Below are 24,237 nucleotides of genomic sequence, written 5' to 3' on the forward strand. Positions count from 1 at the left end.
ACGCGCCATCATGTAAAGCGCGATCGACGGGATCGCAAGGATGCCCTGGTTGGCATAGAGTTCGGAGATCCCTCAGGGAAGAAGGAAACGGTGAGATGCTTAGCCCATCTTCTTGAGCGGCCATGTAAACTCCTGCGGCACGTATGCGTTGGACATCATCGCACGGGTCGAAGGCATTCGGCCGATAACAAAACTGTGGGCAGTAAGGGATGCAAATGAAAAAGTATGTTTGTTTTGGCGCGTATGAGCCGAAGAGCATTCGGACACGTATTTACGTCGCGATCAAACATAGTTTTGCGTCTTTCGACTGGAAGCCGCGCCGGTATTGGGCTGCAGAGGTCCGGGCTGGATTTAACATAAGACAGATTATGCGGCATATGTGTTGTGAAGGCCAAATCAGAATGTCCGCTTCCAGCCACATCAGAATGTCCTCTGGATAGACCTATACTGGTAGCGCCTGAGTTGGACGGGAGCGCGCCGTGAAGGATCGAGGGTTGATCACCATGAGTCTGCGTGAAGTTGACCGCTTCAAGGTCATTCAGGCAACAGCCGAGGGTCTGCTGGCGCAATGGCGCGCCGCAGAGCGCCTGGAATTGACGACGCGGCAAGTCCGGCGGCTAGTCCAGCGCTGGCGCGCCGATGGCCCTATGGGCCTGCTGTCGCGCCAGCGCGGGCAGCCAGGGCATCGCCAACTGCCAAGGATGCTCGAAGCGCAGGCACGCGCGCTAATCCAGGAGCATTACGCCGATTACGGTCCCACGCTGGCCTGCGAGAAGCTGCGCGAGCGCCATGGCATCGTGCTGGCCAAGGAGACGGTGCGCCGGATCATGATTGACGCCGGCTTCTGGGTCCCCAGGAAGCTGCGCCCGCCCAAGCTGCACCAGCCGCGCAAGCGCCGCGCCTGCCTGGGTGAACTGGTGCAGATCGATGGCAGCGAGCACGCGTGGTTCGAGGAGCGTGCGCCCATGTGCACGCTGTTGGTCTATGTCGACGATGCCACCAGCCGCCTGATGCAGTTGCTGTTCGTGCCGACCGAATCGACTTTTGCCTATTTTGCCGCGACGCGTGCTTACATCGAGCGCCATGGCAAGCCGGTGGCGTTCTACAGCGACAAGGCCAGCATCTTCCGGGTCAATGCCAAAGGTGTCACCACGGGGCGGGACCATACGCAGTTCGGGCGCGCGCTGTACGAGCTGAATATCGAGAGCCTGTGCGCCAACAGCAGCCAGGCCAAGGGCCGTGTGGAGCGAATGAACGGCACGCTGCAGGACCGCCTGGTCAAAGAACTGCGCCAACGCGGCATCTCGACGCTGGCCGAGGCCAATGCCTTTGCCCCGGTCTTCCTGGCGGACTTCAATGTGCGCTTCGCCAAGACGCCCAGAAGCGACTTCAACGCGCACCGGCCCGTGCGGCCCGACGAGGACCTTGAGCGCATCTTTACCTGGCGCGAATGGCGCAAAGTCTCCAACCGACTGACGCTGCAGTACGACCGCAAGCTGTATCTCATCGCGGACCAACCCGAGCGGCGCCCCCTGATCCATCGCTACATCGAAGTGGCCGAATACCCGGACGGCCGTATCGAGTTGTGGGCCGACGGGACTTCCCTGCCCTACGTCCTCTATGACCGGCTGTCCGAGATCAATCAGGGCGCAGTAGTGGAGAACAAGCGGCTGGGGCATGTGCTGGAGATCGCCCAGCGCGTGCAGGCCCAGCGCGACAATCGTCGCATCCTGGCGACACCGTCGCGCACGCTGACCGGTCAAAAACCGCGGCAACGGCCTGAACAGGTGACGCCGGGCACGAAACGACAACGGCAGCTGAATGCGCAAGACTTGCGTCGCGCCATCGATGAACTGGCGCAACCGCCCCACCCTGTAGATACCTTACCGCCTCAGGCCAGCTCGACTGCCTTACGGAAACTGCCAGGAAAAAAACGTCAACGAATCAAAACCAGCCTGCATTAGACCGGACATTCTGGTCTGGCCAGAGAGAGGACATTTGAATCTAGCCTGGACACCCAGCCGCGCTGCCCGGCGGCCGGCATCAGATCCTCGCGCAGGAACGTGGACTTCCCTACCCGACGCGGCGCAGCGAGGAACAGGCCCGAGCGAGCATCCTGGATTCCCTCCCCCGCCAGGGCTGCGCAGAAGCTTGCCGCCAACGCAGGGCGGCGAAAGGTGTAACGCTCGGAGGCGGCGGACGGCTCGGAGCATGAGCTAAGAGAGGTACGACATCTTCTGGGCCGCAAGCACGCCGATTGAGCGAACCCGTCGGGTACCCGCGGCAGTCCAAACGTCCGGATATAACTTCTGCCTGAGTTGCCAAGTGGCGCCTGCGATGCTGCGGTGGCCGCCCCAGTCATGTCTATGCAAGCTCGCTGGTCGTTGCCTGTGGTTTGGTAATAGTTCGTGCGATTTCGCACAGAGCAAATGATAGCGAGTCATTAGTCTGGATCATCAGAACACGCCGTTGCTCCGAACGGTGTGCACCGGGCTCCGTGGAGCATTGGATGGATCGCTTTTACCTGTTCGACGAGTCGTTCTGCCCAGCGTGACCATGAGACGCCTACCCATTTATGGCAGCACATCCGAGCGCGCCGCGGCGTCGCAAATGACCGCATTTACCACGGCCCTGCAGGCATACACCGGCCAAGTCTTCGGTGACTACGATACGCTACACGATTTCTCGGTACGGGAGTACCGGACGTTCTGGCAATGCTTCGTGCAGTGGTCGCACGGGCTCGCATGGTCCGGCAGCACCGAGCCGGTCTGCGTCGGCGACGAGTGCGAGCATGCACGCTTCTTCCCGCAGGTCCAACTGAACTACGCGGACAACCTGCTTGGCCAGGCGGTAGCGGCGCCCGACACACCTGCGCTGACCGCATGTCACGCAGATGGCCGACGTGTACGCCTGACCCGTGGCGAACTGCGCAATCGAGTAGCTCGTCTCGCGCATGCTCTTTCGGAGTTGGGGCTGCGCGATGGGGACCGCGTGGTTGGTGTGATGCGCAACGACGCAGATGCGGTCGTTGCCGCGCTGGCCGTCACCGCGCTCGGTGCAACGCTGTCGACCGCGGCGGCCGAGATGAGCGTCGAGACGATCCTCGATCGCTTCGCGCCGCTAGCGCCGCGGCTGCTGTTCGCACACGTTGCGGAGCGGGAGTTCGACACGGGCATGTCGCTGGCGGATAACGTCGCCGATCTGGCTGCTGCGTTGCCGTCGCTGCAGGGCGTCGTCCGGCTCGACGACGGAACCTTGCCCGGCACCGTCAAGCAGCGGGTCTATTCGCTTGGCGAACTGATCGACAGTGGCGATGCCGGGAGCTTCGTGTGGCGGCGCTTCCCGTTTAACCATCCGCTTTTCATCATGTTCTCGTCGGGCACTACCGGCAAGCCGAAGTGCATCGTGCACGGCGCTGGCGGCAGCCTGCTCGAGCATCTGAAGGAGCATCGACTGCACTGCGACCTGCGGCCCGGCGATCGATTGTACTTTCACACCACCTGCGCGTGGATGATGTGGAACTGGCAGTTGTCGGCGCTCGCGTCCGGGGTCGAGATCGTTACGTATGACGGCCCGATCTCGACGGTCGATGCGTTGTGGCGCCTCGTCGCCGACGAGCGCGTCACCGTGTTCGGCACAAGTCCCGCTTACTTGAAGATGTGCGAGGACGCGGGCCTGATGCCAGGGCAGCAATTCGATCTCGGCGCACTACGCGCGATGATGTCGACCGGTGCTGTGCTGTTCGACGCGCAGTTCGAATGGGTGCGCGATCACGTGAAGCCGCTGCCCCTGCAGTCGATCTCGGGCGGCACGGACATTCTCGGCTGCTTTGTGTTGGGGAATCCGAATCTGCCGATCTATGCAGGGGAAGCCCAATGCAAGAGCCTTGCGCTCGATGTTCAGGCGTGGGAACAGGGTGCCCACACCAGCCGAATCGGCGAGCTAGTCTGCGCGAATCCGTTTCCATCACGTCCGCTCGGTTTTTTTGGCGACATGGACGGCAAGGGGTTTCACGCTGCCTATTTCACCAGAAACCCAGGTGTCTGGACGCACGGCGATCGCATCGAATTTTCGCCGGAAGGCACTGCGCGGCTGCATGGCCGTTCCGATGGCATACTGAATGTTCGCGGCATCAACGTTGGTCCGGGCGAGATCTATCGTGTGCTGAGCGATATCCGGGACATTCGCGAGGCGCTGGTGGTTGAGCAGCGGTCATGCGCCGCGCCGCCTGACCGCACGCACGCGGAGAGGTACGACCAGCGCATCGTGCTGCTGCTGGTCTTGCAGGATGGCGTCGCGCTGACTGGCGCGCTGGCCACCCGAGTGCGCCGCGACCTCGCACGTCGTGCGTCGCCGGCGCACGTGCCAGACCTGATCATCGCCGTCGATGAGTTGCCGGTCACGCATAACGGCAAGCTGTCCGAAGCGGCCGCGCGCAATGCGATCAACGGCTTGCCGGTCGGCAATGCCGCGGCGTTACGCAATCCCGGATGCCTCGACTCGATCCAGAACCATCCGGCACTAAACCTGGCGGCGCGCGAATTGCCACCCGCCTGCGACTCCCGCGAACAACTAGAACGTCATTTGCAGGTGCTGTGGGAGAAACTGTTCCACTTCGCGCCGATCGGTCGCGACGACAACTTCTTCGACCTGGGTGGTCATTCGCTGCTCGGAGCGCGGTTGCTCGCCGACGTGCATCAGTCGACCGGGCGCACGATTCCACTCGCGACGCTGCTGATCGCGCCGACGATCGCGCGCCTCGCCGCCGCGATCGACGAGGGCGCACCGCCGCCGCCGTCGCCGATCCTTGTGCCCGTACGCGCCGGCACCGGGACGCCGCTATTCCTCGTGCATGGCTTGAGCGGCTCGGTGATGGAATGCTGGGGGCTGGTCTGCGCGCTGCGTAGTCCACGCCCGGTCTATGGACTGCAAGCCAGAGGCCTTGATGGCGAGCAGCTGACACAGCGGCGCGTCGAAGACATGGCAGCCAGCTACATCGAACAGATGCGCACCGTGCAGCCGGACGGACCGTACGCGCTGGCGGGCTACTCGTTCGGCGGGCTGGTCGCGTTCGCGATTGCGCAGCAGCTGAGCTGCGCTGGCGAGCACATCGAATTCCTGTGCCTGCTCGATACCTATGTGCACGAGCATTTCCTGCCATGGAGTGCTTGGATGCAACACCGCTGCAGCTATTTGGGCGAGCGGTGGCGCAAGCTGCGCGCGGTGCCTGCGTCGCAGCTTTTCGGTTACCTGACGTACATGCTCGGGAGGGCGGCAGATCGCGTGCGGATGAGCCGCGGGCGCATGAGGCGCCGGCCGGACCCCTTCACTGAATCGTTGCCGCCTGCGCTTCGGCGCGTGCGCGAAACAATGGGACTAGCAATGACGACCTACCGGCCGCGGCCGTATCACGCGGGCCCGATTGTCTATGTGCGCGCGGCGATTCGCCAGCAGGATCGGGGCGATCCGATATCGCTGTGGCGGCGTGTCGCGCGCGGCGGCTTGATGATTTCCGAAGTGCCCAGTGGCCATAACGATATGCTCGTCGAACCGAACTTGCAGGTCGTCGCGGCGCTACTGGACGAGGGGTTAGCAAACGCGTGACGCGGCTGGCGTGTTTCATGAGGCGCCGCAAGGCGTGAGCGAGGATCGAACGGCATGCAGCACGATATTGTCACTGCCCGAAGCGCGGGGCGTACCGCGTCTCCCATACTGCCTGATCCGAGCCGCCTCTCGTTACCGGAAAGAGCCGTGCATGTGTGGGTACTGAATGACGCTCTTGTCGAACCAGCATGTTCGACGCTCGCCTACACGCTTTCGCCGGATGAGAGACAGCGTGCCCGAGCCTACAGACACGCAAGGAATCGCAACTACTTCATTGCCCGGCGGAGCGTTCTCCGCTGGCTGATCGGCGGCTATCTGAGCTGCAAACCCGAATCCCTGCGCTTTAGTATTACGCCATTCGGCAAGCCCGCCTTGCAGTGGCCGCACGCTGCAAGCCTCGCGTTCAGTGTTTCCCACACTGACGGGATGACGCTGCTCGCTTTCGCATGGGATTGCCGCGTCGGCGTGGACGTGGAGCGACGGATTGACGGCGTAGACGTTGCGGGCATTGGACGCGGGATATTCTCTCCGATCGAGGAGGAGGCGCTTGACCCGACGCGACCCGATTCGGCTGCAACCCTGCTCAGTATCTGGACCCGAAAGGAAGCTCTGCTGAAGGCTCTCGGCATGGGTCTCTCCGGCGAGCCGAACGCCTATACGACAGAAGACGATTTGCTACTCGGCGAGGGACGCTGGTGTGCTTCGCATAACGGCACAACCATTTCCGGCTGGACGTGTCTCGACCTCGTCCTCGGGCCGGAAGTCCGCGGAGCGCTAGCCGCTTCGCTCGAAGACGCAAGCGTCACCCTCCACCGTTACTCGTTATCGACCTGGGGCGATCAAACGCCGCGTCAGGCCGATGCTGGGGTTCCATAACTTTCGCTGTGCACGCATCATCCTGGGCGGCATCGAGATCAGGCACATGATCCGCAAAGGACAGATGCCCACCCCCAAGGGGAGCAATCCGTCCACTGCCGAGCAGTTCTACTCCCTGGTCGTATAACCGCAGCTTTCTTCTTACCCCGTTGCTGCTCCAGCCCCCTTATCGTGACAGAGTCCAATATCGACCACGCCATCGGGCAGCGTGACGAGCTTGCCGAAGTCTGCAATTCACCATGGCGGGCACTGGCGACCTGTTTGGCCAGCGCGCCGTAAAACGGTAAGCCGGGGCTGAAGCTCACCAATCCGTGCGCGATGGCCGCGAAGGTCTGTGCCATTGCCGACGCGTCGATCAACGCCAGCACCGGGACGCTGCAGGTCTCAGCCAGGTCGGGGCTGGACGAGGTGCCGTCGAACGGCGGTTTGCAGCCCGATCACCCTCCCTTCATGCGTGGGCATTGTCCCATCTGCGGCGCACCGTTGCGCTCGCCGCGTCGACCAGAACCGCCAGCGCAAGCATGGCGATGGTCACGGTACAGGCCTGGGCCAGGTGAAAAAGCGAAAGCTCGAAGTAAAGCATCTGTCCAAGCCCGCCGGCTCCGACGAAGCCCAGTATGGCCGCCATGCGGATATTCATTTCCCAACGGTACAGGATGTAGGCGAGGAACTGCGGCTGGACGCAAGGCAGCGTGCCGTAGAGGAAGGCCAGCGCGGGAGAGGCACCCGCCGCCAGGAGTGCATTGCCCGGCGCGCTCGGAGCGTTCTCCAGCGCTTCGGCGAACAGGCGACCCAGCACGCCGCCGGTATGCAGTGCTAGGGCGAGGGTCCCGGCGAACGGTCCCAGGCCCACGGCGAGCACCGTGAGCGCCGCCCAGACGAGTTCCGGCACGGAGCGCAGCAGGTTCAGCATGAAGCGTGACAGCGCACGCATGGCGTCGCCGTGACGACCGGAGGCGGGCAGCGCCAGGGCTAGCGCGAGGACTGTGGCACACAAGGTGCCAACCGCGGAAACTGCAAGCGTTTCGAGCATGCCCCTGGCTGTCCTGGCGAGGAACTCTGCCGACAGGTCAGGGGGAAAGAAAGACAGGACGAAGCGTAGCATCTCGCCGGCAGCGGCCATGGAAAACAGCCGGTCGAGGCTGAGCGAGAGATAGGCGAAACTGCCCGCCACAATGGTTGCCAGGGCAAGCAGTGTGAGCAGGCAACTCATGCAGAGCTCGCTGGCTTTGGCTTTCTCGCTCATCATTTACGCCAACAGTCTGCGCAGACGCGCGCTGACCGCGTCGGCCAGCAGCACCAGCAGCAAGAAGACCAGCAGAATTGTCGCCGTCTCGCCGCCATTGAGCAGCTTCATCGCCTGGTCCATCAATTGCCCGAGCCCGCCAGCGCCGACGAAGCCCATCACCACCGAGGCCCGAATTGCGCACTCCCAGCGATAGACCGTGTACGAGACCAACTCCTGCGACGCGTTCGGGAGCAGTCCGTATAAGAGAGCCGGCAACCGCCCGCTACCGCTGCCGAGCAGCGCATCCACCGCGTGCTTGTCGGTGGATTCAAGAATTTCCGCATAGACCTTCGCCAGCATGCCACCATAAGTGATCGCCAGCGCCAGCACGCCCGCTGCCGGTCCCAGGCCCAGAGCGCGCACGAAGACCAGTGCCCAGACCAACTCCGGTACCCCACGCAAGACCAGCACCCAGGCCCGCACACCAATGCGCAGCACCTTGCGCCGCTTGCGCCCGGGTCCGGGCCCAATGCGGGAGATCGACAGGCTGCGCGTCATCGCCAGGGCGAGAGGCGCGGCGACCACGAAAGCGAGGGTAATGCCCGCAGTGGCGATCGCCAGCGTCTCCAACGTGGCCTTGACCACGTAGCCGAGAAACTCGGCCGAAACATCCGGGGGGAGAAAGCCGCGCAAAAAGTTGCCCATCACATCCAGGTTGCCGGCATCGAACAGCGCCGACGGTCTGAACTGGGAAAGGCTTAGCAAGGGCCACAACAGGATCAATGCGACGACCAGGCCGGTCGCCCGCTTCATAGCCTCCGGATCGCGGGGGTGGGCGTTCAGCGGCACGGCGATTTGCGTCCATTGCCGCCAGAAGCGTTTGCGGCCACGACCAGAGGTTGGCTGCCCTGTACCGGCAGAACCCCGCTCTCGGAAGCATAAAGATCCCGGAGCAACGCATCCGTGACGCGCCCAGGTGGCAGGTCGAAGGCGACCTCGCTTGCCTTGAGTCCTACGATGCGGGGAAACCAGCGTAGCGCGAGATCCACCGCATGAAGGCTGGCGACCAGGGTCACCGCCCGCGTCGAAGCTTCCCTGGTCAGTTCACCAATCGTGAGATTGGCCAGGGCCGGGTCCATCGCCGAGACAGGTTCGTCCGCCAGGATTAACTCAGGGCGCTGATACAGCACGCGCGCGACCCCCACCCGCTGCAACTGGCCTCCCGACAGTTGGTCGCAGCGATCGAATAGCCGGTCGGCGAGGTCAAGGCGGGCAAGCTGCTCGTTCGCGCCCGCCAGGTCTGACGGATAGACGAGGGAAAGCATCGATTTCCACCCTGGCCAGACGCCGAGGCGCCCGGCCAGGATGGCCGTGACGACGCGCTGCCGCGGCGGAATCGGCGGCGCCTGGTGCACCGTGCCGATACGGCAGCGCAAGCGCCGCAGGTGCCCGGCAGAGAGCGCCCAGGGGCTTTGTTCCAGCACCTCGACGCGACCGTCCGTCGGACGCAGGGACGTTCCCAGCAGGCGCAGCAGGGATGTTTTGCCGGCCCCAGACGGCCCGATGACAGCGATGCGCTCGCCGCGGCTTGCCGCCAGCTTCACTTGGCTGAGGGCTCGCTGGCCGTTCTGGTAGCTGACGCCGACCGCATCGAGCCGGAAGCTCACTTGATCAGGCCGGCGGCAAAGGCCGCAGCTTCAATGCCGGCGTAGTTTTCCGGCTGGGTCGGGATGAATTTGGTGGTCCGCTGCAGCGCCATGATCTCTCGCTGTGCGGGGTTGCTCGCGTCGAGCTTGAGGAAGGCCTCAGTCAGCTTCTTTCGCAACGCGGGATCGAGGCCGCCCCGTACCGTCCAGTTGTAGTCGTAGTAAGGGGGCGTCACGGCGAACACCCTCACCTTGCCGGGATCGACCTTCTTCTGTTCCACCAGCTTGTTCCACACCGAGGCATTGAGCACGCCGGCGTCTGCCCTGCCCGCCTGCACGAAGGCCACCGTCGCATCGTGGGCGCCCGAATAGGCAACGGTCTTGAAGTCCTTGTCCGGATCGATGCCGGCCTGCAGCAGGAAGTGGCGCGGCATCAGGTGGCCCGAGGTGGAGGACGGCGCCCCAAAGGCGAAGGTGCGGCCCTTCAAGTCTGCCAGGGACTGAATCGCCTTGTTCGCGGTGATGAACTTGCTGGTAAACGCAGCGTCCTCCTGCCGCTGGACGATCGGGATCGTCGCGCCCTTCGTGCGGATCTTGCTCTGCACGTAGGTGAAGCCGCCCAGCCAGGCCATGTCGATCTTGCCCGTCGCCAGTGATTCGACCACTGCCGCATAGTCCGTGACCGGGACGAACTCCACCTTCATGCCGGTTTCCTTTTCCAGGTATTTGCCAAGGGGGGCGAACTTGCGCTGCAGTTCGGTCGGCGCCTCGTCGGGAATCGCCGAGACTTTGAGAACCGCCTGGGCGCTCGCGAGACCGGCAACGGCCATCAGCGCTAGCGCCAACAAGCGCTTCTGGGTACGGGCAAGAATGGGGTGCATAGCAGAGATCGATTGGGGAAGTGGGATTGCGAATGGGCGCCTAGGCGACGGCGACCCGGGCCGGCCCCGCCGCCATTGGGGTAGTCATTGTAGGGTATCGGGTCTGCTCAAAGCGTCGGTCACTAGTCTAATGACTTCTGCCTGTTCCCGCGCCGGCGCAAACAGCGGCGCCCGGCGGGCGCATTGCCGTTGCAGCAGGGACAGGAAGGCAGGGTCACGGCTCGCCCGGTCGAGCAAGCGGGCCAGTTCCCGGCAATCGCCCGGCGCAAAGTAACCATTGTAGTCTCGGCCCAACATGCCGATGTTGCCCGGGATGCGACTGGCCAGCACGGGCACGCCGGCGGTCACTGCCTCGATAATCACATTGGCGCCGCCTTCGATGACGCTCGAGATGACCATCGCCTGGGCCCGCCGGATGCGCTGTCGCGTGTCATGGTGCGGCAAGCCCGCCTGCCAGAGGTAGCGCCCTACGGTAGGCCAGGCCCGCGCTTGCAAAGCCTGTGCCGCTCGCAGATACTCGTTCTCCAGAGCATCGCCGATGTGGATCAGTCGCACGGGCGAATCGTCCGGAAGCCATTCCAGCGCCCGCATGGGCGTAAGCGGGTCCTTTTCCGCCCGCATGTGGCCCACCAGGACGACGTCGAAGGTGCGCTGGTTAGGCGTCCCCGGTGTCAGCGCCGGCGCCGATTGGTAGATTACGCGGCACTTGGTGCGATGGTGCGAGGCCAGTTCGGCGGGCCCCTCTTCCTGCAATACCACCAGGTGGGTGGCGAGATCGAGCGAGCGCTGGGCGCACTCATCGGTCCGGATGTCGCGGTAGAGATCGGTGCCGGTCAGCACCACCACCAGGGGACTACCCGGGCAGGCCTTGGCGAACCTGCCGACGGTATCGGCCGAGCGCCGGGCGTGGAGCGCGATCATGCACGCGGGCGGCTTGCCGGGGTGGTCTGCGGGCGACCATTCGGTTTCCAGCGAGACCTCGCATGCGGCGCGCAGGAAGCGGGACCAGCGATAAGCGGTCTGCCAGTTGCCGTTGTTGGCTTTGCGCAGAGCCGGGCTGATAATTGCCACTGTGGTCTTGGGAGGACGCATGACGATGGAGGCTGAAGGCGTTGCTGCAAGAAGGATAAACAAATCCGGGCTGGATGGCGCGTTCGTCGATGCCCATCGGCGCACCTGGGCCATTCTCCGGGATCTGTCGCCGTCCCGATGGCAGGTCCGCTATGAACCGGGGATCAATCCGCCCTTGTGGGAGTATGCCCATATCGCCTGGTTTACGGAGCACTGGATACTGCGGGATCCGCGGGCCAGCCGCCAAGGCGCGTTCGTTGCCAGCCGGCCCTCTTTGCTGGCGGACGCGGACCGCTGGTTCGATTCCATGCATGTTGCCCATCGGGACCGCTGGCATCTCGATTTGCCCCCGCTTGCGCAGATACGCGACTATGTGGCCGCCGTGCTCGAGGGCGTGCGCGCCAGGCTCGCCGCAGCCAACGACACGGACGAGGCGCTCTATTTCTTTCGCCTCGCCTTGTTCCACGAGGATATGCACGCCGAGGCGCTGACCTACATGCGCCAGACCCTTGACTATCCCCTGCATGCACCCCTTGCGATGCCGCCCCTCGAACCCCACGGCGGCGAAGTGGCGATGGGAGGCGAGGCTTTCCTGATGGGCGCATCCGATGACGATGGATTCGTGTTCGACAACGAGAAATGGGCCCACCCAATCCGGATCCTTCCCCTGTGTATCGACCGCCAGTGCGTGAGCAACGGCGCGTTCGCTGAATTCGTCGCGGCCGGTGGCTACCGCGACCAGCGCTGGTGGTCGGACGAAGGGAGGGCGTGGCTGAAGCATACCAGGCTCACAAAACCGAACCGCTGGCGCAAATCGGCGCACGATGGTCAAGGACACTGGGAGCAACGCTGGTTCGGACAGTGGGAGCCGCTTCCCATTGACCTCCCGGTCTGCCATGTCAATGCCTACGAAGCGGAGGCCTATTCCCGGTGGCGCGGGCGGCGCCTGCCGACCGAAGCCGAGTGGGAGTATGCCGCGAGCCACGGCTTGATTCGCTGGGGAGGGGCGGTATGGGAATGGACGGCGGATCCTTTCGAACCCTATTCAGGTTTCTTGGCAGACCCCTACCGGGAATATTCAGCGCCCTGGTTTCACACGCACCGCTCCGTACGCGGTGGGTCCTTCGCCACCCACGCCAGGATGCGGCATCCTCACTACCGAAACTTCTATCTGCCGCCCCGTAACGACATCTTCGTCGGATTCCGCACCTGCGGTTGATTGCAGTCATTCCGCTTGCCCACGTTGTTACGCCATCGCAGGGAAAATTCGCCGATCGTCTCAAGCGATGGGGACGGCCCAGCAACGGGCGGCAGCTGCCGTGACGGGTGCAGCGAACATCAATCAGTCCGCTGGCAACTGCGGCCTTGCGTATTGACCGTCCAGTCGTGGGGAATGAACTCGATTTCCATGCATGGAGGTAGCCGCACTGGCACATAACGATTGATGTAGGAAATCAACGTCGGGCTCCGCATCAGAAGATCGTCCTTGTAGAAACTGAGGATCGACGAGACTCGGACCCTGCCCCCTGCCAGATCGACCTGAATCATCCCCCAGGAGACGGATCACACTGTTTTCATAGGTGCAGAGCGTCATTGCTGTTGATTTGCACCGAATTCTGACCCGGGGGGGGCGGCTAAAATCTTGGACTGGTTTATGCCGCTACAGGAGTGGCCGACATCCTCTAAACCGTGGCTCGCAGAAACGGGGGCGCTTGGCCGCTTGAAATCCGACTGATCGAAGCGATGGAGCGAGGGGAGCACGCGTTCCGTATGCAACAAGAATTTCACGCCGACGCGTTGCTCCGCATCCCACATGGCGTGCTCGCCCCACGATTGTCAGCTTCAGGCGCGGCATGACATTTCGCTTCCAGAACCAGTCAGCGGCAACTTCAGGCGGGAGACAAAGATAGCGTGCGGGGGCCCCGACGTTTGTCGTCTACACGTTGGAGCCTTCCATCAACCCCGCAACCATAGGCAGGGCGATCCAGTGCGAGCGGATTGCCCTGGGTCTTACCCAGCAACAGCTGGCCGACATGGCCCCATCAATCCATGCCGCTCAGTCCTGCGCTTGTTGCGCGAATTCTGATTCGCGTCGACGGAAATCGAACCCGCTCACAAACGCTTCAAAGCCCTCGATCGGCAGCGGATGGCAGAAGTAGTAACCTTGATAGGCAGAACATCCTGCTCCAGCAAGGAACTCTAGCTGCGCTTCGGTCTCGACACCCTCCGCGATCACCTCCAGGCCAAGGTTTTGTCCAAGCGCAACGATAGTTTTGGCAATTATGGCGTCATTCTGGTCAATAAGGATGTCACGCACAAATGATCGGTCGATCTTCAATTGGTCTAACGGGAGGCGTTTCAAGTACAAAAGTGATGAATATCCGGTACCGAAATCGTCCAAGGAAAAAACTACGCCTTTGTCTTTAAGCGCGCGCATCTTTTCTGCAATATCTTGCACATTTTCCACCAACACGCTTTCTGTCAATTCCAGTTTTAGCCTAGTCGGGTTCGCTCCCGTTTGTTCGATTACCTTCAATACCTCGGCCACAAAGTTAGGCGCACGGAACTGGTGGACACTGACATTTACTGCGATCGTGAGATGGGCCATTTCTGGTTGGCTCGACCATCTCACCAGTTGAATACAGGCGGTTTCCAGCACCTTTTTTCCGAGTGCGAGGATCAAACCAGTTTCCTCGGCCAGTGGGACAAACTCGGCAGGAGATACGACACCGCGCTCCGGGTGCTGCCAACGCACCAGCGCTTCGGCGCCTGTTAGGCGATCGTTGGAGGTCACTTGTGCCTGGTAATGAAGCAGGAACTGATCTTCTTCGATTGCTTTGCGCAGACCGGCCTCAAGAGCAACTCGCTCCAGGATGACGGCTTGCATGGTTGGATCGAAGAAGCACATCGTGTTGCGCCCTATTTCCTTCGATTTGTACATAGCGAGATCGGCTTGCTTCAGGAGTACCTCAATGGAGGCCTGATGTCCCTTGAACACGGTCGCGCCAATACTCGAAGTACTGCGATATTCGATACCATCAAGAGAAAACGTATTGCGGAGAACGGAGAGAATCTGCTCACCAATGGCTTCGGTCTTACTGGCGGCTTCCTGTCCGCTTTCGCCCAAATTTCCTAGCACAACGACGAATTCGTCACCGCCTACCCGCGCGACCGTGTCACCCTCACGTACGCTGACAGCGAGACGTTGCGCTACCTGTTGCAGCAGTAAATCACCTTTGTCATGGCCAAGCGTATCATTTAGTGTCTTGAAGTTGTCGATGTCGATGAACAATAAGGCGCCAGAGGATCCGCATTGGGCACTGACCGCGATGGCCTGCTTCAGGCGATCCGACAACAGGGCGCGATTAGGCAAACACGTAAGGGAATCAAAGAAGGCCAGTTCCTTAATTCGATCTTCGGCGAGCTTGCGTTCGGTAATGTCATGGTGCGTGCCGACATAGTGCGTCACCCCCCCATCACTTCCTGTCACTGCAGCGATCGTGAGCCATTTCGGATAAATCTCGCCATTCTTTCGACGATCCCAGATCTCGCCTTGCCATCCACCCGCGCGGTGGATCGTGTCCCACATCTCACGGAAGAATGCCGCGTCGTGACGGCCTGACTGAAGTATTCGCGGCGTCTGCCCCACTACATCGTCGGCCGTGTAGCCGGTACACTCGGTGAAAGCCGAATTGACGCGCAGGATCGTGCCGCTTGCATCCGTGACCATCATCCCTTCCAGCGAGTCGAAAGCGACCGCGGCGATACGAAGCTCGGCGTCGAGGAGTTTGCGCTCGGTGATATCTCGCCCGCTGATTCGGACCCCCGTAAAAACGGTGCTGGCGCTGTGTATGGGAACCCAGGAGACGGAAAGCCAGAGCAGCGAGCGATCCTTGCGGAAACAACGAAATTCAAGATCATTGCCACGAAAGCTCTGCAGCCCTTTCAGAAGGACAGGTGCGACACGTAGCAGATCTTCTGGATGGACTAGCGTGCCAACGAAGTCGGGCATCGCCATGCACTCGTCCACGGTAAAGCCGGTGTATTCCTTGACGGATGGGCTGATCCAGCGCGGCTTGCCATTTAATCCCAACCAGACCTCCAGGTTGACTGCGCAATCGGCGAAGGCACGAAATTTTCTCTCACTCTCCCGCAACTCTCCGGTCATCGTGGAAGCCAGGCGCATAGCACGGCTGTGACCGGTCACCAATACCCAGGCCAGTAGCGAGAGCAGCAGGCTGAGACCAGTACCGGCACAAACGATCAGTGTTTCGGAATTGCGACCGAAGCGAGCCGTGAAGTCCTTACCTGCGGTCACGGAGAGCATCCAACTGTGTCCCCCCACAACCAGATATTCACTGGCCGACATCGCTGAATTCGGTTGCCGCCCTCGGTCGGACGAACGATATAGTAGTGCCGCAGCAGATGGTTCGACACCGTCGTAGATAGCGAGGGAGAGTCCCGGCGGTTGCTCGCCGTAGAGACTGGCGATCACGTCTCGCATACGGAATTCAGCGTAGACCCAGCCAACCAGGTGCGCGCGACGCTTTGCGACGGTATCCGGTGGCTGGTTTCGGGCATATACCGGGAGGTACATGACGAAGCTGGGTGGGTAATCCTCCCCATTGCCTCTGATCGGTTGAACCTTCCCGGATACAGTCGCCATCCCCGAGTCGCGTGCCTTTTGCATCGCCAGCTGCCGTACCGGGCTGGCCCAGGAGTCGACGCCAAGCACTGCAGAATTCCCGTCGGCATACGGTTCGCGCTGGACGACCGGTGCGTAGTTTTCGCGCAACCCGTCGGGCTTGATAGCGTAGCCGGCAACACCTAGCCGGCGCATCGCAGCGACGTGTGCCTCCTTGTCAGTCGCTGGTACCCACCTGACGACGCCGACGGCCTGGATTCCGGCAAAGTCTGCATCGAGATTGACAGCGCCGAGGTAGTCGCGGAAGTTATTGCGGTCCATCGAGCCGCTCGCGACGAACATGCCCTGCACGCCCCGCAGTAGTTGCTCGTACGTCGCCATCCGCTGTTCGATGCGGCTGACAGCGTCACTCATTGCGAAATCGAATTGGGATAGCACTTCATGCCGGGAGGCTTGCCGTTCGTGATCCCAAACTGTCCACGTCACACCGAATCCGGCGAACAGGATCAGAATTGGAAGTAAGACGAGGCGCATCCAGGTCACGATGGCGTCTTGAAATCGACCATGGAATCGATCAGATCCGGGTTGAAATATCTTTCGAATATGCGGCGTACGGTTCCATCTGTGCGCATGCTTTGCACCAACGCACGCCACTTATCCTGCTCGGAGGATGACAGCGCCTTCTTCGACATGATGAGACCGTGCGGGACGGCCGGGTCGCTGAACTCGACAATTGTGGTGACGTCGCGAATCTTCTTTGCATCGAGCGCGGGGTAATCGAAGGGTTCAATGATCATGCCCTGGATACGCCTGAGGACAAGCGCCTCATACAGGGGCTCAAGGCCGCCGGCCTGGCTGACGCGGTTGACGGGTGCTAGCTTGTCCACCAACTGGTTGGCAGAGTCGCTGTAGCGGAAACTGCGGATGACACCGAGTTGAAGCTGGTCGTTGTGCTCGAAGTCGGACAGCATACGTATGCCGGCATCCTTGCGTACCAGCAGATAGTATTTGTTGCTGAAGTACCAAGCGAACGACGCGTATTGATTGCGTTCGACGCTTGCAATGCCGGACAGGCTGAAATCGAGCGCACCGGATTCAATTAGTTTCCAGATACGGGCGCGCGACATGAGACTGACTTTAATCTGGCAGCCGCTGCGGCGAATCAGTTCATTGGCAAAATCCTTGTCGATACCGGTATCGGTGTCAAGCGAATAGAGCAGGCCGTGATCGTGCAACGCAAGGGTGAATGGGCGTGAGCAATCAGGACCGCCCGCGCGTGCGGGGCCTACGCAGCACAGCGCAAGGAGCAAGCCACCAAGTCCACTTCGTATCACGGTCTCTCCAGCGTAGTGAGGTTCGGGTGCAATATTATTATGATCGCCAGCAGGTAATCGAACTTGGTCTTGCAGCGCGCGTATTCCTGGTCGATGGGCCGGATGCTGCCTCGCCAAGGACGGTGCGTTGCCCTGGAATGCCCCATGATATCGGTTCCAACCCAGCCGGGCATTGTAGATGAATCGCTGGCAACCAAGCCAGCTTCTGGAGCACAGCGGAGCCATCCTCCGCCTCCCCCACCACTACCGGAACTTGGTGCTCCCGCCCAGGACTCTTGTCTGGGTTCTGGCTCTTCGGCAGTGGTCAGCTATTGCTTCGTAGCGACTCCCCGGAAAGGTTCCACCGTCTGCCCGGCGTGGACCGCCCGCTGCAGCCAGTCCAGTATGGCGCCGCGCCCGCACCTCGGCGCCGGCCACGGCGGCTTCCTGCGCCCTCACCTGCACGGCCGCCAGTTCGGCGCGCAGGTCCGCTGCCGGCTGCTCGCCCTTCTGGCGCAGCGCTCGGTGGCGCTGGCACGCCCCTGCGCGACGGCCACCTGCTCGCGGGTGCGCTCCAGTTCCGTCGAGAGCGGCACGGTTGCCTTAGTATCGCGCAGTTCCCACCTTTTCCGAAGCCGGTATCACCATGTCGAGCGGTGCGTTCTGGTACGGCGTAGCCGTCCCTCGCGGTACTCTGCGGAATGTCCAGGAGCGGCTGCGAGTGGACCTGCAGACGGTCCTGTAGAATTCTGAAGTTCACAATACGCTCGCCGAACAAGCTATTGTTGTCGGGCATGGTCACGCCGAGCATTTCCGCCAGTGCGTGGGTGCCGAGATCGCACAGTAGTGGCAACTGGCAAAAGACGCGCGAATGAAGCTGGATTAGGCTGCCTTATCTGGTCCACGAGTCGTTTTATCTTGCGCCCTTGGTGTGCTTCAAGGGAGGCAGCGTATCTGCAGACTAGCGAGTCCTCGATAGACGGGGTTCCCGTTCCAATGTGGACTGGCATCCAGGAGCGCTAGCTCGGGCCAGCGGGCTGACAGCGCCCGAAACACAATCTCTGCCTCCATCAACGTTAGCGCGGCGCCAATGCAAAAATGCGGGCCATGTCCGAAAGACAAATGCGAGCCCTCCCGCCGGGAGATATCCAGGCTGTCCGGGTTGCTGTAGCGCGCCGGATCGCGATTGGCAGCGCCGATCAGAGGGACCACTAGTTCCCCGCGCCGCAGCCGGCGCCCATGCAGGACCACGTCCGTGGTGACCCGCCGGCCTGTGTATTGGACCGGACTCTCGTAGCGCAACAGCTCGCGCAAGGCATTCGGCAGCAACTCGGGAGCCCGCTGCAGGCGCCGCCATTGATCCGGATGGCTCAGCAAGGCATACAGTCCATTGCCGAGCAGATTGCGGGTCGTCTCATGTCCCGCGAACAGAAGCATGGCGCATTGCGCCAACAGTTCGGCCCCGGACTCCACCTCGCCGCTGGCCTCGGCTCGCAGCAGGTGCCCGATCAAATCGTCACCCGCTGCGTCCAGCACCGTTGCCCCTTGCTCCCGGCGCCGCGCGAGCATTGCCTCGAAGGCGGCACTCAGCTTGAGCAGGCTGACCTGCGCTTGTCGTTTTAGCCCCTGATCAGGATCCGGTGCGCCGATGAAGGCGGCCAGATCCTCGGACCAGGCCAGGAATTCCGGCTGGTCGGCCGCGTCCATGCCGAGCAACCGCGCAATCACCATTGCCGGGAGCGGCCTGGCAATCCTCTCCATGAAATCGAACGGCCCTGCTTCGTCAATGCCACTCATCAATCCGGCCACCATGTGCTCGATCGCGCCTGCGCTGGCGCGTAGGGTTGACGGCCGGAAGCCGGCATTGAGCACCTGCCGCAGGCGCGTGTGATCCGGTGCGTCGAGAAATAGCATCGCCCGGCTGAACAGGCGCTGGAAGGGACAGAGCGTCTGGCGCGATTCCTCGTTGCCACGCATCACCCAGCCACCCGTGCGCCGCGCTGAGTAAAGGGGATCGCGCAGCACGGCCTCAACGTCGTCGTGCCTGGTCAGCAACCAGGCACCGCCGAAGAACTCCTCGCTCCAATGGATAGGGCCAGCCTCACGCAGCTCGCGATAGAGAGGATAGGGATCGTGCAAGAATGTGGCGTCAACGAATGGGCGACAGGACGCTGGCTTCTCGATCACCGCTTCCGTTTGCGCCTCAGCCTCCATTTGGGCGTGCATGCCGAGCCTGGCGAATGTGGCGAGACGGGCCGGCGCGCTCATGCCGCCTCCCGCTGCGCCACGATGGCAGACAGGCAGTCCAGCAAGCGCGCTATGTCGCCCGCCGTGTGCGCTGCCGAGAGCGCAATGCGCAAGCGCGCCGTGCCTTCCGGTACCGTTGGCGGCCGGATGGCAGTGACGCGGATGCCGTCAGCTTCCAGCGCGGCGGAGAGGGCCATGGCAGCGGCATTGCCTCCTACGATCAGTGGTTGGATAGGCGTATCGCTATCGGCCAGCTGCCAGCCGGCCTCCGCATGGCAGGCCAGTAATGTCTCCAGGCCTGCTCGCAACTGTCCGATAAGTTGCGCCACATGGGCGCGGCGCCGACGCCCCTCCTCGCCCGCGATCAGCGCCAGGCTAGCCAGCAGCGCATGCGCTGCGGCCGGTGGCGCGGCCGTCGTGTAGATATAGGGCCGTGCCACGTTGACCAAATGCTCCACGATGGTTGCGTGCGCAGCCACGAAGGCGCCGGCTACGCCGGCGGCCTTGCCCAGCGTGCCGATGTAGATGAAGCGTTCGGAGGCCAGTGCCAGATGCTCCAGCACGCCGCGACCGCTCTCCCCCAGCACGCCAAAGCCGTGGGCGTCGTCGACGACGATCCAGGCATCGTGGCGTTCGGCCAATGCCAGCAATTCGACCAGCGGGGCAATGTCACCGTCCATGCTGAATACGCTGTCGGTGACGATCAGCTTGAGGGGGCTGTCGCTACCGGCCAGCAGTCTCGCCAGCGCAGTGGTGTTGCCGTGCGGGTAGCGTTTTACATGGGCGCGTGCCAGAAGCGCCCCGTCGATCAGCGAGGCATGGTTGAGCTTGTCGCAGAACAGGGTAGCGCCGGCCGTGCCCAACGCGCTCAGCACTGCCATGTTTGCCATGTAGCCGCTACAGAAATAGAGCGCCTGCGCGCCGGGGATATGTGAATCCAGCCACCGCGCCAACTCGTTCTCCAGATGGTCGTGGGCCAACGAGTGCCCGTTAACCACGTGGGATGCCCCGCTGCCCGCGCCATAGCGGTAAGCGCCCTCGGCAAAGGCGGAGATAACCGTGGGATGGTTGGCCAGCCCAAGGTAGTCGTTGCTGCAAAAACTCAACAGCGTGCGGGGCTCGCCGCATCCATGGCTGACCTCCTGATGCGGCGCGCAGGCTGTGTGTGTGACGCGCCGCCTGCGCGTCATGGCGCGTTCGGCACGCTCTGCGGCGGCCTGGGTGAGTCGGTCAAGCAGCATGGCAGCATCGGTGGACGATTGGGAAATGCATCTTAGATGCGTACCCGCGCTCATGGCAAACCGGACTACCAGAACATTTTGCTGACGTGTTGCATGAAGAAGGCGGGGAAATTGCGTGAAATTCCGCGTATTGTGCCGAATGACACCCATTAGCCGGTGCACTCTGGAAGCCGCTATGCCTCGCCCGCCATGTATTCCTGATCGAGGTGGTCGAATAGCGCTTTGTTCACCAGCCGCTGGCGCTCGTTGAACGATACGACCAGCGACGGATCCTCGTCCAGCCGCCCCCCGCTGTCGCGCAGTTCGGCCAGCGCCTGCTGTATGCCATCGGCCGGTCGACAAAGCCGAAGTTGCAAGCCTTCGTCAGATACTCCGCTGGAGGCAAAGCTCGCTGCCGTCATTTTATGAAGAACGTCCTGTGGGCGGTCCGCGTCGACTCCAAGGATTTGCGAATAGGTAGCTCTGTCTAGTGCCGGCCCCAGCTAGTGCCGGCCCCAGCTTCTACGAGCCGAACTACGAGGCCGGGCCCAAGTCCTTGCGCTGGCGGATCTGGCTGAAGGACGAGCCGGAGTTCGCCATCGCCGGCCGGTGGCGGGATTGGTAAGACGGCGCGCTCTCGTTCACCATGCGGACCATCGACTCGGACAAGCACCCGCTGATGAACCGCTTCCATGCACCGGGCAAGGATAAACGAATGATCGTCATCGTGCCGCGGGCGGAGTGGGATGACTGGATGACGTGCCGGGATCCGGAGCGGGCGCGCAGCTTCATGCGGGCCTGCCAGCACGAGCTCATGGATGCAGAGCCGCCACCGCGCGGCTCTCGGCCTGCGCCAGCGCCGCGGCAACCTGGCCCGCACGCTCGGCCGCCGCCGCCTTCAGCGCCGCCACGGCGCCGTTGGCCTTATCCACGTCAGCTGTACAGCGCTCGTTGGCGTCCTGCACCCGACCGGCGCGTTCGGTGGCCGCCTGCAGCGCTTGAGCGGCGGCGTCCGTCCACGGTGCGAAATACAGCAGATAGGCCAGCATCACCGCGAGCACGGCGCCAAGCAGCGCCGCCAGCCCACAGGCGCCCCAGATGACCGTCTTCATTTCCCGGCCCCCCTGGCGCAGCCTGCGCTTCAGCCACACCTCGATGTACTGCGAGCCAACAATGCCGGGGCCGCTGCCAATGCCATAGAGCGCCAGCGGCGGCGGCTCCGGAAACTGGATCAGGCCCACGCCAGCAATTATCGACGTGGCCGCGCCCAGGAGTGCCCGGCTGATGATCAGCCGGAATGTCAGGTGTTCATCGCTCACAAGCAGCTTCCCCAGGGCAATCATCTCGTCCATTGCGATCAGCATCGCCAGGCTCTTTTCGTGCTCTTGCATGTACCCTCCCTGTTATCCCCTGATGAATTGCTTTGCGCGGGCCCAACGCTCCTTGCGGTCCGCTAGCCCATTGGTGCCGCCGTTGATCTTGCGTGTCAGCGCCTCGAAGTCACCGGCATCTGCCAGCGCATTTAGATTGCGGCTTGCCCAGAACCAGCACGCCGAGCGCGCGGCCAGCGCATCGCCCTTGAGCATTGCCGGTGCCGCCTCCGGGTCGAAGCCAAGGGCGGCGCCACATGCACGGTGGTTCGCGCGCCCGGTGATCTGGATAAGCCCACGGCCCATGAAGCGCTTGCCGTCTCCTGGCTGGCTGTTGCCCAGCTCGAATGGTCTCTGGTTGCGGCCGGTCTTGTCCGCCAGCGGCTACCGCGCCGACAGGTCGCGCTCGCAGCGCATCTGCGCTGGGGTCGGCCCCCACAGTTCGCGTGTGAGCGAGAAGCCCAGCGACTTGTGGCCGGTCGGCGCGATCCACGCGGCAACACGCGCCGGCGACAGGATGCCGAACTCCAACGGCGCCGGCTCGACGTGTGGCCACCAGCGTGCCGAGAGCGCCGGCGATAGGCCGGCAGCGGCCTAGAAGACTTGTTGGTCCATGCGGACTCCGGCAAAGAAAAAGCCACCCAAAGGTGGCTTTGTGCGTGGACGAGCGCGCGTGGAATGAAGAGGCATGCACTTGGCCCACCGCTTAATATTTTTAAGCGTTGGCCGACAACAACAAGAGAATTAGACGCCGCCTATATCAGATATTGATATGTTTAAATTCACGCCTCGCAGCGGTAGCTGCTTCACCTTTAGCGCCGCTGCGCAGGATCGGACTGGACGCCCCCGCGCGGTCCGGTCTTTTTTTTGCGCATGCAATGGGCATGAAAGAGCCACCCGAAGGTGGCTACTGGCGATGGCTGCTGACGCGGCTACTAGCCGACTTCCGCTTGAAACGCTACCTGCTGCGCGGCGGCATATCCGAGGATCGACACACCATCGTTATCTAGTTTCCTTGGCTGCACCGACAGTTCAACCATCGGTGTATCCGGATACATCTTTGCGAGAATTTCGTCCGCATCATCCCTCGATTCGAATGGACCGAAGTGAACAACTCGCGGTCCGGTGACTACGGCGAACAACCACTCTCCTGTGCCTAGCGGGTACATCACCGCCAGTGAGCGCTCATGCCGATACATATTTGCCTCCAGACCTTTTCGTGACCTCCAACATCTATATCGTAGGAAATCCGTTTGGAGCAGCAAGTATCGTCAAGCCCACACCCGATATGGTGTGCCTGGCACGAGCGTGACAAACTCGTGGTTAGCCAAGTTTCCAGCGCTTCAGGATCTGGTCGGCTTCGATTTCAGTTGCGTTGAAATGAACGAGGCACTCGTGCGGTAACTCTATCGATGCGAATTCCTCGAGTCTGCCCACAACGTCGTCCTTGTGGGCGGGCCCGGCACGGTTAAAACGCACATCGGCACCACTATCGGTGCGCAAGCCGTGGAAGTAACGGCCACCTCAGCATGGTGGTACAGGGCCTAGGTATTGGTCAGCTCTACCGTTCAACCATACCCACCCCAATCTCTCAAGGGCTTCTGGTCCTTCTCCTCCCGAGTGGAAGACACCAACCGCACCAGTTTCGCTTTTTATCCACCCTCGGCCAAGAAGAATCGCAGGGTTCCCGTTTTCATCGACTGGATCGTGGTACGGCTTGAGCAGCGCTCTGCATTACACTGACCCAATGCGTCGAGCAACTAACGGCTGCAGGCGTAGATCAGAAAGTCGCGAACTGCGGTGGCGGATTGCGAGAGTTCCACATCCTTCCGCCAAAGCAGGCCAACTTCCATATCTGGCGGGGGGGAGCCAAACGGCCGCGCTTCAATCTCTTTGCCCTCAAGCGACCATGGGCGATACACCATATCGCGCTTTGTTCCTCTAGAAGATTCGACCCGCGCGGCACTCACCCACTTAGCTCGTCACCACACCCCTATCGCGACAGAGCCTGCCAGCTCCCCATGTACAGATTGAATTAGGCGTGGCTGCTTAACGGCGAGGATCCGGATCCTTTTAGGGCCGGCGGCAGGTTTTCATGGCGCGGCGACGAAGCTGATGCCGTCGCCTGAGTCCGAT

19 protein-coding genes and 4 pseudogenes are annotated in these 24,237 nt (G+C 62.2%); 6 read left to right on the forward strand and 17 right to left on the reverse strand.

Translation table 11 applies throughout. The features are described from left to right. Positions 1-503: 503 nt before the first annotated feature. The 4 genes and pseudogenes from AC1RWI_RS06840 to AC1RWI_RS06855 form a co-directional block, all read left to right on the forward strand. Positions 504-1,964, forward strand: a complete 1,461-nt coding sequence (locus tag AC1RWI_RS06840) for an ISNCY family transposase (RefSeq protein WP_492865282.1) — start codon at positions 504-506, stop codon at positions 1,962-1,964. Positions 1,965-2,610: 646 nt separating this feature from the next. Then, entirely contained in the window at positions 2,611-5,604 is a 2,994-nt protein-coding gene (locus tag AC1RWI_RS06845) for an acetoacetate--CoA ligase (protein WP_492865284.1), read from the forward strand. Between the two features lie 54 nt (positions 5,605-5,658). Beyond that, positions 5,659-6,480 carry a 4'-phosphopantetheinyl transferase family protein gene (locus tag AC1RWI_RS06850; protein WP_492865286.1) on the forward strand — a complete coding sequence of 274 codons (822 nt, stop codon included), beginning with the start codon at positions 5,659-5,661 and terminating at the stop codon, positions 6,478-6,480. Beyond that, positions 6,440-6,607, forward strand: a pseudogene (locus AC1RWI_RS06855) (IS6 family transposase); the annotation flags it as partial. The gene AC1RWI_RS06850 and the pseudogene AC1RWI_RS06855, both read left to right, overlap by 41 nt. Positions 6,608-6,698: 91 nt before the next feature. Here AC1RWI_RS06855 and AC1RWI_RS06860 read toward each other — a convergent pair. The 6 genes and pseudogenes from AC1RWI_RS06860 to senB form a co-directional block, all read right to left on the reverse strand. Next, positions 6,699-6,899, reverse strand: a pseudogene (locus AC1RWI_RS06860) (cobyrinate a,c-diamide synthase); the annotation flags it as partial. Positions 6,900-6,928: 29 nt separating this feature from the next. Continuing rightward, positions 6,929-7,726: a phosphonate ABC transporter, permease protein PhnE gene (gene phnE, locus AC1RWI_RS06865; RefSeq protein WP_492865288.1), complete on the reverse strand. Its 798-nt coding sequence runs from the start codon at positions 7,724-7,726 to the stop codon at positions 6,929-6,931. Between the two features lie 3 nt (positions 7,727-7,729). After that, positions 7,730-8,551, reverse strand: a complete 822-nt coding sequence (locus AC1RWI_RS06870; protein ID WP_492865316.1) for a PhnE/PtxC family ABC transporter permease — start codon at positions 8,549-8,551, stop codon at positions 7,730-7,732. Continuing rightward, complete coding sequence (locus AC1RWI_RS06875; RefSeq protein ID WP_043346229.1) at positions 8,548-9,375, reverse strand: phosphonate ABC transporter ATP-binding protein; 828 nt, start codon at positions 9,373-9,375, stop codon at positions 8,548-8,550. The genes AC1RWI_RS06870 and AC1RWI_RS06875 overlap by 4 nt, the downstream gene beginning before the upstream one ends. Continuing rightward, positions 9,372-10,235 carry a putative selenate ABC transporter substrate-binding protein gene (locus AC1RWI_RS06880; protein ID WP_492865291.1) on the reverse strand — a complete coding sequence of 288 codons (864 nt, stop codon included), beginning with the start codon at positions 10,233-10,235 and terminating at the stop codon, positions 9,372-9,374. Before AC1RWI_RS06880 ends, AC1RWI_RS06875 begins: the two co-directional genes overlap by 4 nt. A gap of 84 nt (positions 10,236-10,319) precedes the next feature. Next, positions 10,320-11,327: a selenoneine biosynthesis selenosugar synthase SenB gene (gene senB / locus AC1RWI_RS06885; RefSeq protein WP_043346232.1), complete on the reverse strand. Its 1,008-nt coding sequence runs from the start codon at positions 11,325-11,327 to the stop codon at positions 10,320-10,322. Here senB and senA point away from each other — a divergent pair. Further along, complete coding sequence (gene senA, locus AC1RWI_RS06890) at positions 11,326-12,525, forward strand: selenoneine synthase SenA (RefSeq protein WP_492865293.1); 1,200 nt, start codon at positions 11,326-11,328, stop codon at positions 12,523-12,525. The genes senB and senA overlap by 2 nt on opposite strands. Positions 12,526-13,362: 837 nt before the next feature. On the opposite strand, the gene AC1RWI_RS06895 is transcribed toward senA, so the two are convergent. From AC1RWI_RS06895 to AC1RWI_RS06940, 10 genes are all read right to left on the reverse strand, one after another. After that, positions 13,363-16,494: a bifunctional diguanylate cyclase/phosphodiesterase gene (locus AC1RWI_RS06895; protein WP_492865295.1), complete on the reverse strand. Its 3,132-nt coding sequence runs from the start codon at positions 16,492-16,494 to the stop codon at positions 13,363-13,365. After that, entirely contained in the window at positions 16,491-17,285 is a 795-nt protein-coding gene (locus AC1RWI_RS06900) for a substrate-binding periplasmic protein (protein WP_043346239.1), read from the reverse strand. The genes AC1RWI_RS06895 and AC1RWI_RS06900 overlap by 4 nt, the downstream gene beginning before the upstream one ends. Before the next feature lie 915 nt (positions 17,286-18,200). After that, positions 18,201-19,532 (reverse strand): cytochrome P450, encoded by a 1,332-nt coding sequence (locus tag AC1RWI_RS06905; protein ID WP_419188875.1) that lies wholly within the window; start codon positions 19,530-19,532, stop codon positions 18,201-18,203. After that, the gene (bioF, locus tag AC1RWI_RS06910) at positions 19,529-20,752 is read right to left on the reverse strand and encodes an 8-amino-7-oxononanoate synthase (protein WP_492865298.1); all 1,224 of its coding nucleotides are present in this window, start codon (positions 20,750-20,752) and stop codon (positions 19,529-19,531) included. Before bioF ends, AC1RWI_RS06905 begins: the two co-directional genes overlap by 4 nt. Positions 20,753-20,925: 173 nt before the next feature. After that, positions 20,926-21,153 (reverse strand): hypothetical protein, encoded by a 228-nt coding sequence (locus tag AC1RWI_RS06915; RefSeq protein WP_043346244.1) that lies wholly within the window; start codon positions 21,151-21,153, stop codon positions 20,926-20,928. Between the two features lie 112 nt (positions 21,154-21,265). Beyond that, positions 21,266-21,523: a hypothetical protein gene (locus tag AC1RWI_RS06920; protein ID WP_158408280.1), complete on the reverse strand. Its 258-nt coding sequence runs from the start codon at positions 21,521-21,523 to the stop codon at positions 21,266-21,268. A gap of 20 nt (positions 21,524-21,543) precedes the next feature. Continuing rightward, positions 21,544-22,122, reverse strand: a complete 579-nt coding sequence (locus tag AC1RWI_RS06925) for a phage holin family protein (RefSeq protein ID WP_492865300.1) — start codon at positions 22,120-22,122, stop codon at positions 21,544-21,546. 12 nt (positions 22,123-22,134) lie between these two features. Then, positions 22,135-22,482 carry a glycoside hydrolase family 19 protein gene (locus AC1RWI_RS06930; protein WP_492865318.1) on the reverse strand — a complete coding sequence of 116 codons (348 nt, stop codon included), beginning with the start codon at positions 22,480-22,482 and terminating at the stop codon, positions 22,135-22,137. A 3-nt stretch (positions 22,483-22,485) separates the two neighbouring features. Further along, positions 22,486-22,632 (reverse strand): hypothetical protein, encoded by a 147-nt coding sequence (locus AC1RWI_RS06935; protein WP_236702015.1) that lies wholly within the window; start codon positions 22,630-22,632, stop codon positions 22,486-22,488. A 404-nt stretch (positions 22,633-23,036) separates the two neighbouring features. Then, a complete protein-coding gene (locus tag AC1RWI_RS06940) occupies positions 23,037-23,243 on the reverse strand; it encodes a hypothetical protein (RefSeq protein ID WP_492865302.1) in 207 nt (68 codons plus the stop codon). A gap of 181 nt (positions 23,244-23,424) precedes the next feature. On the opposite strand from AC1RWI_RS06940, the pseudogene AC1RWI_RS06945 reads away from it, so the two are divergent. Continuing rightward, positions 23,425-23,613, forward strand: a pseudogene (locus AC1RWI_RS06945) (ATP-binding protein); the annotation flags it as partial. Between the two features lie 248 nt (positions 23,614-23,861). On the opposite strand, the pseudogene AC1RWI_RS06950 reads toward AC1RWI_RS06945, so the two are convergent. Next, positions 23,862-24,029 (reverse strand): annotated as a pseudogene (locus tag AC1RWI_RS06950) (LysR family transcriptional regulator); the annotation flags it as partial. Between the last annotated feature and the right edge of the window lie 208 nt (positions 24,030-24,237).

The organism is Cupriavidus sp. MPR-AND1C (assembly GCF_058809705.1).

Bases quoted from the DNA above. Each gene is read 5' to 3' on its own strand.
- AC1RWI_RS06850 (WP_492865286.1), top strand. From the start codon at position 5,659: ATGCAGCACGATATTGTCACTGCCCGAAGCGCGGGGCGTACCGCGTCT.
- bioF (WP_492865298.1), bottom strand. From the start codon at position 20,752: ATGCTGCTTGACCGACTCACCCAGGCCGCCGCAGAGCGTGCCGAACGC.
- AC1RWI_RS06920 (WP_158408280.1), bottom strand. From the start codon at position 21,523: ATGAAGCTGCGCGCCCGCTCCGGATCCCGGCACGTCATCCAGTCATCC.
- AC1RWI_RS06915 (WP_043346244.1), bottom strand. From the start codon at position 21,153: ATGACGGCAGCGAGCTTTGCCTCCAGCGGAGTATCTGACGAAGGCTTG.
- senA (WP_492865293.1), top strand. From the start codon at position 11,326: ATGACGATGGAGGCTGAAGGCGTTGCTGCAAGAAGGATAAACAAATCC.
- phnE (WP_492865288.1), bottom strand. From the start codon at position 7,726: ATGAGCGAGAAAGCCAAAGCCAGCGAGCTCTGCATGAGTTGCCTGCTC.
- AC1RWI_RS06840 (WP_492865282.1), top strand. From the start codon at position 504: ATGAGTCTGCGTGAAGTTGACCGCTTCAAGGTCATTCAGGCAACAGCC.
- AC1RWI_RS06845 (WP_492865284.1), top strand. From the start codon at position 2,611: ATGACCGCATTTACCACGGCCCTGCAGGCATACACCGGCCAAGTCTTC.
- AC1RWI_RS06905 (WP_419188875.1), bottom strand. From the start codon at position 19,532: ATGAGCGCGCCGGCCCGTCTCGCCACATTCGCCAGGCTCGGCATGCAC.
- AC1RWI_RS06925 (WP_492865300.1), bottom strand. From the start codon at position 22,122: ATGCAAGAGCACGAAAAGAGCCTGGCGATGCTGATCGCAATGGACGAG.
- senB (WP_043346232.1), bottom strand. From the start codon at position 11,327: ATGCGTCCTCCCAAGACCACAGTGGCAATTATCAGCCCGGCTCTGCGC.
- AC1RWI_RS06880 (WP_492865291.1), bottom strand. From the start codon at position 10,235: ATGCACCCCATTCTTGCCCGTACCCAGAAGCGCTTGTTGGCGCTAGCG.